12 protein-coding genes are annotated in these 9,895 nt (G+C 56.8%); 11 read left to right on the plus strand and 1 reads right to left on the minus strand.

Annotated features, from left to right (window positions below):
• The first annotated feature begins 84 nt into the window (after window positions 1-84).
• From cyoE to Q1A43_RS10470, 9 genes are all read left to right on the plus strand, one after another.
• Complete coding sequence (gene cyoE / locus Q1A43_RS10430; protein WP_299930134.1) at window positions 85-1,020, plus strand: heme o synthase; 936 nt, start codon at window positions 85-87, stop codon at window positions 1,018-1,020.
• Window positions 1,017-1,184, plus strand: a complete 168-nt coding sequence (locus Q1A43_RS10435; RefSeq protein WP_299930131.1) for a cytochrome C oxidase assembly protein — start codon at window positions 1,017-1,019, stop codon at window positions 1,182-1,184. The genes cyoE and Q1A43_RS10435 overlap by 4 nt, the downstream gene beginning before the upstream one ends.
• Window positions 1,174-1,758 carry a cytochrome c oxidase assembly protein gene (locus tag Q1A43_RS10440; RefSeq protein ID WP_299934806.1) on the plus strand — a complete coding sequence of 195 codons (585 nt, stop codon included), beginning with the start codon at window positions 1,174-1,176 and terminating at the stop codon, window positions 1,756-1,758. Before Q1A43_RS10435 ends, Q1A43_RS10440 begins: the two co-directional genes overlap by 11 nt.
• Before the next feature lie 19 nt (window positions 1,759-1,777).
• The gene (locus Q1A43_RS10445) at window positions 1,778-2,584 is read left to right on the plus strand and encodes a cytochrome c oxidase subunit 3 (RefSeq protein WP_299930125.1); all 807 of its coding nucleotides are present in this window, start codon (window positions 1,778-1,780) and stop codon (window positions 2,582-2,584) included.
• An 85-nt stretch (window positions 2,585-2,669) separates the two neighbouring features.
• The gene (locus tag Q1A43_RS10450) at window positions 2,670-3,341 is read left to right on the plus strand and encodes an SURF1 family protein (RefSeq protein ID WP_299934808.1); all 672 of its coding nucleotides are present in this window, start codon (window positions 2,670-2,672) and stop codon (window positions 3,339-3,341) included.
• Between the two features lie 4 nt (window positions 3,342-3,345).
• Window positions 3,346-4,734 (plus strand): threonine synthase, encoded by a 1,389-nt coding sequence (gene thrC / locus Q1A43_RS10455; protein ID WP_299934811.1) that lies wholly within the window; start codon window positions 3,346-3,348, stop codon window positions 4,732-4,734.
• Window positions 4,731-5,993 (plus strand): pitrilysin family protein, encoded by a 1,263-nt coding sequence (locus Q1A43_RS10460; protein ID WP_299934814.1) that lies wholly within the window; start codon window positions 4,731-4,733, stop codon window positions 5,991-5,993. Before thrC ends, Q1A43_RS10460 begins: the two co-directional genes overlap by 4 nt.
• On the plus strand, window positions 5,993-6,580 hold the full coding sequence (locus tag Q1A43_RS10465) for a GNAT family protein (RefSeq protein ID WP_299930114.1): 588 nt from the start codon (window positions 5,993-5,995) through the stop codon (window positions 6,578-6,580). Before Q1A43_RS10460 ends, Q1A43_RS10465 begins: the two co-directional genes overlap by 1 nt.
• Window positions 6,581-6,762: 182 nt before the next feature.
• Complete coding sequence (locus tag Q1A43_RS10470) at window positions 6,763-8,175, plus strand: FAD-binding oxidoreductase (RefSeq protein ID WP_299934817.1); 1,413 nt, start codon at window positions 6,763-6,765, stop codon at window positions 8,173-8,175.
• Here the strand turns inward: Q1A43_RS10470 and Q1A43_RS10475 are convergent, their stop codons facing one another.
• Entirely contained in the window at window positions 8,176-8,979 is an 804-nt protein-coding gene (locus Q1A43_RS10475) for a lytic transglycosylase domain-containing protein (protein WP_299934833.1), read from the minus strand.
• Window positions 8,980-9,375: 396 nt separating this feature from the next.
• On the opposite strand from Q1A43_RS10475, the gene Q1A43_RS10480 reads away from it, so the two are divergent.
• The gene (locus Q1A43_RS10480; protein ID WP_299930108.1) at window positions 9,376-9,555 is read left to right on the plus strand and encodes a hypothetical protein; all 180 of its coding nucleotides are present in this window, start codon (window positions 9,376-9,378) and stop codon (window positions 9,553-9,555) included.
• A gap of 113 nt (window positions 9,556-9,668) precedes the next feature.
• On the plus strand, window positions 9,669-9,848 hold the full coding sequence (locus Q1A43_RS10485) for a hypothetical protein (RefSeq protein ID WP_299930108.1): 180 nt from the start codon (window positions 9,669-9,671) through the stop codon (window positions 9,846-9,848).
• The last annotated feature ends 47 nt before the right edge of the window (window positions 9,849-9,895 follow it).

Below are 9,895 nucleotides of genomic sequence, written 5' to 3' on the forward strand. Positions count from 1 at the left end.
GGCCGGGGCCCTGCCCCACCGATACCAAACGAGCGGCGCGGATTTCGCGCCCTCTTCCTTCTCTGACCTAAGCGGACACACCACATGAGCGACGCCAGCTTTGAAAGCAAGCCCATCGAAAACGAGGCACAGTTCGGCGATTTCTTTGCCCTGCTCAAGCCACGTGTGATGACGCTTGTGGTCTTTACCGCTTTTGTTGGCCTGCTTGCCGCACCGACCCCGATCCACCCCTTTGTTGGCTTTTGCGCGATCCTGTTCATCGCCATTGGCGGCGGCGCGTCTGGTGCGCTGAACATGTGGTACGATTCGGATATCGACGCGGTGATGAAGCGCACCAAGGGTCGTCCGATCCCATCAGGCCGCGTTACCCGCCAAGAGGCTTTTGCCTTTGGCCTGACCCTGTCGGTCTTTGCCTGCGTCTTCCTTGGTCTTGCCACCAACTGGCTCGCCGGTGGTTTGCTGGCCTTTACTATCTTCTTCTATGTCGTGATCTACACCATGTGGCTCAAGCGTTTGACACCGCAGAACATCGTGATTGGCGGGGCCGCCGGGGCCTTCCCTCCGATGATCGGCTGGGCCGCTGCCACGGGTGAGATTTCGATGGCCTCCACCTTGATGTTCTGCCTGACATTCATGTGGACCCCTCCTCATTTCTGGGCGCTGTGCCTCTTTATGCGCAGCGATTATGACGATGCTGGCGTGCCAATGCTGACCGTCACTCATGGCCGCCCGGCCACCCGTCGCCACATCCTTGGCTACACTGTTATGCTTGCCACTTTGGCGATTGCGCTTGGCTTTACCCAAGTTGGCGGCTGGGTCTATCTTAGCGTTGCGCTTGTGCTCAACGCGCTGTTCCTCAAAGGGGCCTATGACATCTATCGCCGCGACGAAGCCATGTCCGAAGCGGATAACTTTGCCGTTGAGCGTAAATTCTTTAAGCTTTCGCTGCTCTATCTCTTTGCGCATTTCGGTGCCATTCTGATCGAAGCTGGGCTGGATAAATTCGGAGCATCGCTGTGAGCCTGACCAAACAACACGAGCTACATGCGCGCCGCAAAGGCCGCAATGTTGGCCTCGGCCTGACACTGGCCGCCTTTGTGGCGATTATCATGGGCCTGACCGTTGTCAAAGTAACCAGCCCGGAATTCCGGATGCCCGCAGCGGAGGGTGCAAATGGCAACTGATCCGAAAACCAAAACGGTGCTGCAGTTGGTTGGCGTTGTCGCCACCATGGGTGCGCTTGCTTGGGCCTCGGTGCCATTTTACGACTGGTTCTGCCGGGTCACGGGCTTTGGCGGCACGACAAACGTGGCCGAAGGGCCCGCCGGTGAAATTCTAGAGCAAACCATCAAGGTCCGTTTTGATGCGTCTCTGGAACGCGACATGCCATGGGAATTCAAACCCATGCAGCGTGAAATGACCCTGCGCATCGGCGAAGAAGGCATGGCCTTTTACGAAGCCTACAACCCAACCGACAAACCCGTTGCCGGTCAGGCGTCTTACAACGTCGCCCCTTATTCGGCGGGCGGTTACTTTTCCAAAATCGATTGCTTCTGCTTTACCGAGCAGGTGCTGTTGCCCGGTGAGCGGGTGCAAATGCCGGTCGTGTTCTTTGTTGATCCTGACATCATCAATGACAGCGATGCCAAACACACCGGTCACATCACGCTCTCCTACACCTTTTACCAGATCGACCTGCCCGATAATGCGCAAGCCGCTCTGACACCCAAAACAGACGTCAAAACGTCTTTGAACTAACGCGAAACGAGGACAGAATATGGCCCACGCCAAGAACCACGATTATCACATTCTGAACCCCTCCATCTGGCCCCTGTTGGGTTCGGTTGCAGGTTTCATCATGCTTTTCGGCGCCGTCATGTGGATGGCCAACGACAGCCCTTGGATGTTCTTCATCGGGCTTGTTGGCGTTTTGTACGTCATGTTTGGTTGGTGGTCGGAAACCATCGCGGAAAACCAAGTTGGCGATCACACACCGGTTGTCCTGATTGGCCTGCGCTACGGCTTCATCCTGTTCATCATGTCGGAAATCATGTTCTTCTTTGCGTGGTTCTGGAGCTTCTTCAAGCACGCGATGTACCCGATGCATCCCGACGGGTTGAGCCCGGCGATTGATGGCGTTTGGCCCCCAGTCGGTATCGAAACCTTTGACCCATGGCACCTGCCGCTGATCAATACCTTGATCCTGCTGTGCTCTGGTGCGGCTGCGACTTGGGCTCACCACGCCTTGGTTCACGAAGATAACCGCAAAGACGTAAAATCCGGCTTGATCCTTGCAATCGGCCTTGGCCTGATCTTCACCGTATTCCAGGCTTATGAGTACGGCCACGCGGCCTTTGGCTTTGGCGGCAACATTTATGGCGCGAACTTCTTCATGGCGACCGGCTTCCACGGTTTCCACGTCATCGTCGGCACCATCTTCTTGTTCATCTGCCTGCTGCGCGTCTATCGCGGCCACTTCACGCCGACCAACCACCTCGGTTTCGAAGCCGCGGCTTGGTACTGGCACTTTGTGGACGTTGTTTGGCTGTTCCTGTTTGTCGCAGTCTACGTCTGGGGCGGCTAAGCTGACGTTTGAGGTTGCACCCCAACCCATGGAATGAAAAAACAAGGCGCGCCCGCAACGGCGCGCCTTTTGTATAGGACCTGCTGTGAAACGTCTGATTGCCCCTTTGTTGATTGGCCTGATCGGAGCCGCCATTTTGGTGGCTCTGGGCACATGGCAGATCCAGAGGCTAAGCTGGAAGTCAGACATCCTTGCCGAGATCGATCAAAAGATTGCCGGTGACCCACAGCCCCTGCCCCGGGTGATCTCTCCCTCGGAACAGCGTTACATGCCGGTGACCATGGCCGGCACCATCGAAAACGGCGCGCTCTTCGTGTTGGTTTCTGTAAAACGGCGCGGTCCGGGTTGGCGGGTGATTTCCCCTTTCACAACGGATGATGGACGCAGGGTTTTGCTCGACCGGGGCTTTGTTCCAACCGATGCCAAGGACGCGCCTTTGGCGGCTGGTCCGGCAACGGTTCTTGGCAATATGCATTGGCCGGACGACCGCAACAGCTCGACCCCGGACAACGACATACCCAACAACACATGGTTCGCCCGCGATATTCAGCAAATGGCTGAAACCCTCGACACCGAACCTCTCTTGGTCATCACGCGTGAATTATCACCCGCGGACAAGGGGATGACGCCCCTGCCCGTCGACAGTTCCGGCGTGGCCAACGATCACTTGCAATACGCCGTAACCTGGTTCTCTCTGGCCGGGATATGGATTTTGATGACTGGCGTCTGGATACGGCGCCTGATGCACAAAGGCTGAATTGATGAAATACGTCTCGACCCGTGGCAATGCGCCGGAACTCACTTTTGCCGATGCCATGTTGACCGGGCTGGCCCGTGACGGCGGGCTTTATGTTCCCGCTGAAATCCCACAGATGAGCGCCGATGACATTCGCGCCCTGCAAGGGTTAAGCTATGAGGAAACCGCCTTTCGCGTGATCCAGCCCTTTGTCGGAGAAAGCTTTAGCGACGACGAATTGCGCGGGTGCATTGAACGCGCTTATGCCGGGTTTGGCCACAATGCCCGCGCGCCGATGGTGCAACTGGCTCCCAATCATTTCCTGTTGGAGCTGTTCCACGGTCCGACGCTGGCCTTCAAAGACTTTGCGATGCAAATGATCGGCCAACTGTTTCAGGTCGAACTCTCGAAACGAGGCGAGCGCGTGACCATCGTTGGCGCGACCTCTGGCGATACTGGTTCTGCGGCGATTGAGGCCTTCAAAGGTCTGGACGCGGTGGATGTGTTTATCCTCTACCCCCATGGTCGCGTGTCCGAAGTGCAGCGCCGTCAAATGACCACTCCACCAGAGTCCAACGTCCATGCGCTGGCGATGGACGGGCATTTTGACGATTGTCAGGCCCGCCTCAAAGATATGTTCAACCATTTCGAATTCCGCGACGGTGTGAAACTGGCCGGGGTCAACTCGATCAACTGGGCGCGGGTGTTGGTTCAGGTCGTCTACTATTTCACCGCCGCCGCCAGCCTCGGCGCACCAGATCGCAAGATCAGCTTTACGGTCCCCACCGGCAACTTTGGCGATATCTTTGCCGGATATATCGCCAAACAAATGGGCCTGCCTATTGATCGTTTGGTGGTCGCCACCAACCAAAACGACATTCTGGATCGCTGCTTGAAGACCGGAGCCTATGAAAAAGGCGATGTCGCGCCGTCGATCAGCCCGTCGATGGACATTCAGGTCAGCTCCAATTTCGAACGCGCTCTGTATTTTGCCTATGGCAAAGACGGTGCCGCCGTGGCGCAACTGATGGATGAGCTGGCCAATGGGGGCTTCTCTGTCTCTCAAGGCGCACTGCAAGCCCTGCGCGAAGATTTTGATTCGGGCCGTGTCTCTGAGGACGAAACCTTGGCCTTTATCAAAGAAGCCAACGCCACAATGGGCGAGTTGCTCTGCCCGCATTCTGCAATTGCTGCCAAAATCGGCGAAGACAACCGCGATCCGGCGACACCTATGGTCTCATTGGCTACTGCCCATCCGGCGAAATTCCCCGACGCGGTGGAAAACGCCTCTGGCATTCGCCCGCCTCTTCCCAATCGCATGGCAGACCTTTATGAGCGGTCCGAACGGGTGACCCGGGTTCCCAATGACCTGACAGCCCTCGAAACCCTCATTCAGGAGCGTATTGCCAAGTGACCGTCCAACTCGCCACGCTATCCAATGGCTTTCGTATCGTGACCGAACACATGCCGGGGCTGCAATCCGCTGCCCTTGGCATCTGGGTCACCGCTGGCGGGCGCCATGAACGCCCTGAACAAAACGGCGTGGCGCATTTTCTTGAACATATGGCGTTCAAGGGAACGGACACCCGCAGCGCGCTGCAAATTGCCGAAGCGATCGAAGATGTAGGCGGCTATATCAACGCCTATACATCGCGCGAAGTGACCGCCTATTACGCCCGCGTGTTGCGCGCCGATACGGCTCTGGCGATGGATGTGATTGCTGATATCCTGCTCAATCCAGTTTTTGATCAAAGCGAAATTGAAACCGAACGACACGTGATCCTTCAGGAAATCGGTCAGGCTCGCGACACACCGGACGATGTGATTTTCGATTGGTTGCAAGAAAAGGCATATCCCAATCAACCCATTGGCCGCACAATTTTGGGCGAAGCAGATCGGGTGCGTAGCTTTGGGCGCGATGATCTCTCGACCTTTATTTCCGAGCATTATGGCCCAGGTCAGATGATCTTGTCCGCCGCCGGTGCCGTGGATCACGACACTCTGGTTGCTCAGGCCGAGACACTGTTTGGTCATATCCCGGCCCGCACCGCCCCCGCCTATGATCAAGCGCGTTATCATGGTGGCGAAAGCCGTGAACTCAAAGATCTGGAACAGGCGCATATGGCCTTGGCCTTTGAAGGTCCGGGGTATCGAGACGATGATTTCTATGCCGCCCAGATATATTCAAGCGCTTTGGGCGGCGGTATGTCTTCGCGGCTCTTTCAGGAAATTCGTGAAAAGCGCGGGTTGTGCTATACGATTTTTGCCCAAAGCGGGGCCTATGCCGACACCGGCATGACAACGATCTACGCTGGCACCAGCGGTGAAGAACTTGGTGATTTGGCAATGCTAACCATCGACGAGATGAAGCGCGCCGCCGACGATATGAGCCAAGCCGAGATCGACCGCGCCCGCGCTCAGATGAAGGCCGGTCTGCTTATGGGGCTGGAAAGCCCGGCAAGCCGTGCTGAACGTATGGCCCGGATGGTTCAAATTTGGGATCGTGTTCCACCGATCGAAGATACCGTCGCCCGCATCGACGCGGTCACCTTGGACGATGTTCTGCGTTTTGCGCAGGCCCAAGCGGCAAGCGCATCCCCATCTCTGGCGCTTTACGGTCCGGTATCCAACGCCCCAACGTTGGCAGATCTACAGGCTCGTAGGGTCGCCTAATGCTAGGACTACGGCGCAAGTTAAAGCTCGAAACCGAGCGCTTGACCCTACGCCTGCCGGTGCATGGTGACTATGCGGCGTGGTCTGCCCTACGCTCTCAAAGCCGCGATTTCCTTGCCCCATGGGAACCCAGCTGGTCCGCTGACCACCTAAGCCGACGCGCCTTTACCAACCGCGTGTATTGGGCCTCGCGGTCGGTTTCCGGTGGCACCGCCGTTCCGCTGTTCCTGACCCGCCGTGACGATGGCGCGCTATTGGGAGCCATCACCCTCGACAATATCCGACGCGGCCCCGCGCAGGCCGGAACCTTGGGCTATTGGATCGGCGAACCCTATGCGCGCCACGGCTATATGCGCGAAGCCATCTCAGCCGTTGTCCATCACAGTTTCGAAAAACTCGGGCTAAGCCGGATCGAAGCGGCCTGCCTGCCCGAAAACGTCGCCTCACGCGGGTTACTCGAAGCATCGCAATTCAAATATGAAGGCGTCGCGCAGAGCTATTTGCAAATCAACGGCCGCTGGCGCACCCATGTTCTTTACGCCGCCCTGCGTATGGATCGCCGCGGCAAAAGCAACGCCGGTCTCTAACCAAACAGCTCGTTCCGGGGTCGATTGCGCCAAGCTCCCTTCCCCCCAAGGGGGAAGGACAGGTTAGGGGGCCAACACCAAGCACGCCGACACGGCGTTCCTTTTGGGCACCACCCCCTTGGGTTCTGCGACAGGCACGGCTATCAGTTTGTTAAACACTCCTAGCGCTCCCAGGATGCCCAATGCATTTATCCGCCGCAGATGCCCCGTTCGCCGAACGCCTTTCGGCTGACCTCCCACCTGACACGTTGCGTCGCACCGAACCACGTTACCTCGAAGAACCACGTGGCCGCTGGCATGGCTGTTCCAATTGGGTCGCTCTGCCGCGCAACACCCAAGAGGTGGCGACAATTGTCAAAACCTGCGCGCAAAATCGGGTTGGCGTGCTTCCGTATGGCGGCGGAACTGGTTTGGTGGGTGGTCAAGTTGCCCCGGATAGCCCGGCTCCGCTCCTGCTTTCCCTCGAACGCATGACCGCTATCCGCAACATTTACCCCTTGGAAAACGTCGCATTGGTTGAGGCCGGAGCAATCTTATCCGATGTCCAAACCGCCGCCGAACGCCAAGATCGGCTCTTCCCCCTGTCGCTTGCCTCCGAAGGCTCGGCCCGCATTGGCGGGTTGCTGGCCACCAATGCCGGGGGCACCAATGTTCTGCGCTATGGCAATGCCCGCGATCTCGTGCTTGGGCTTGAGGCCGTCTTGCCCGATGGATCAATCTGGAATGGTCTGAAACGCCTGCGCAAAGACAATACGGGCTATGACCTCCGCCACCTATTGCTTGGCTCCGAAGGGACATTGGGTGTCATCACCGCCGCCAGTCTCAAACTGTTCCCCCGTCCTGCCGCCGTTGGAACCGCGCTTTTGACGGTCGCCTCGCCCAAGGCGGCGCTTTCGCTGCTTGCCATAGCTAGGGACAGGCTCGGTGACACGGTTACCGGGTTCGAACTCATGCATCGCACCGGCTTTGACTTTTTGTCAGACTGCCTGCCAGACGTCCGCCAACCCTGGGCGCAGGCCCCGGAATGGTCCGTCTTGATGGAAATAAGCCTGCCCTCGGGCTTATCTCCTCAAACCGTACTAGAAGACATTCTGACCCAAGCTTTTGAGGCCGATTTGGTAAGCGATGGGCTTATCGCGCAATCTTTGGCCCAAGCGCAAAGCTTTTGGGACATGCGGGAACACATCCCCGAAGCCAATCGGGTGATTGGGTCAATCTCAAGTCACGACATCTCTGTCCCACTCTCGGCCCTTCCGACCTTTATTGACCAAGCCGGAGCGGCGCTGGACCAAATTGGCACCTTCCGCGTCAATTGCTTTGGTCATTTGGGGGACGGCAATCTGCATTATAATGTCTTCCCCGCGAAAGACCGAGATCGCGATATATATAATGAGCAGCGTGACACGATCAAAACCTGCATTCACGATCTCGTCCATGCGTTAGACGGATCGGTAAGCGCCGAACATGGCATTGGACGTTTTAAGGTTGATGATCTGGAACGTTATGGTGACCCGGCCAAGCTGTCGGCCATGCGCGCCATCAAAGCCGCGCTTGACCCGCTCGGCATTATGAACCCCGGCGCTGTTTTACGCTGATCACTGCGAGATGCGAAAGACGCAGCCATCCGATGCCAATTGCGGTGGTGTAAGGCATAGGCCGCTCGCGACCTGAAACGCGGCCAAAACTTTGGGCACATAGTCTCGGGTTTCTGAAAAGGGCGGCACGCCACCATGTTTGCCAATCGAATTCTCCCCGGCATTATATCCGGCCAGAACCAATATCGGATCGCCTTCGAACTTCTCCATCAAAAAGTCGAGGAACTTCACCCCGCCTTTGATGTTTTGAGTGGCATCAAGGCTATCGGTCACGCCAAAGCGTTCGGCAGTGGCTGGCATCAATTGCATCAACCCCTGTGCCCCGGCTCCGCTCACTGCGTCCGCCTTGCCAGATGATTCAACGGAAATGACGGCGAGCGCCAGCGCCGGTGATACACGCGTTCCAACGGTTGATTGCAAAATCGCCCGACCATGTTTTGCGGCAATTTCCTGAAGCGCTTGCAAACGAGGGGCGGCCACAGATTGGCCAGAGGGCCCTTTGGTCAGGCTCACCAAAGCTGGTTCAAGACGCCCTGCCCCAGCCGAAGCAAGATTTGGTGACACTTGATCCCAATACCATGAATAGCGCGATTTTGGTTTCGCTTCCACCACTGCCCCATCCGCATTTGGCGCTTTTGGAGCCGCAACAACGGGCGTTGCTTTGGATTTTGGCGGCGGTGGGACCGCTGGATTCGCCCGAGGGGCCACCTGAACAGTGATCCGGCGCGCTCCGGGCTTTGGCGGTTTAACCCTTTTCGCTGAAAAGCCCGTCGAATCCGCCTGAGCCGTTACCGGAATCGGCATAAAAACCGCCGTCGCAATCAATGCGACAGAAATAAATCTGAAAAACATGGGTCTGCTCGTCCCCTATTTAGGGTGTGTTTTTTCCATATATGGCACAATCCGGGGTCAAAATCCATCTGTGTCTCTGAACTGTGAACATTCCGCCATAGTCTTATACCCAAATGGATAGGTGAAAGCTAAAGATTTAACTATCGTTAACTTTTTAATCCTTTTTATTCAGCACGTTACTCAGAAATTTTTCAATTTTCTTGGAAAGCCAAAAATCACTGCATTCGGGTCAAATTCTCGCCCCAATGCAAGTCGATAACGTGTTCATACCGCAGCGGACGGGGCAAGTGAGAGAGGCCCACAACGTTCAAGGCGGTGAGTGAAACACGAAAACTCTGGAGAGAGACCATGATCAAGTTCATCAAAAACTTCCGCAAAGACGAAGCTGGCGCCGTAACCGTTGACTGGGTTGTTCTGACAGCCGCCGTAGTTGGCCTGGCCATCGCTGCTTACTCGACCATCGAGACAAACGCCACAACCCTGATCACCGCTGCTGGCGGCGCAGTTGCGGCTGAAAACGACTTCTAAGTTGGTGCGGTCTTAAGGCCGCTTACAAGACCGGCGCGTGGGTCTAGCCCCGCGCGCCTCCTGACCTAGACGTTCCCTTATACCGCCCAGAATGGGCAACCGGAGAAAATCCAATGATCAAGTTCATCAAAAACTTCCGCAAAGACGAAGCTGGCGCAGTAACCGTTGACTGGGTTGTTCTGACAGCCGCTGTTGTTGGCCTGGCCATCGCTGCCTACTCGACCATCGAGACAAACGCCACAACCCTGATCACCGCTGCAGGCGGCGCAGTTGCGGCTGAAAACGACTTCTAAGTTGATGCGGTCCTGAGGGCCGCGTGATCCGGGGCGAGTGGGCCATG

The organism is uncultured Pelagimonas sp., from assembly GCF_947498515.1.
In the GTDB taxonomy this organism is placed as follows: Bacteria; Pseudomonadota; Alphaproteobacteria; order Rhodobacterales; family Rhodobacteraceae; genus Pelagimonas.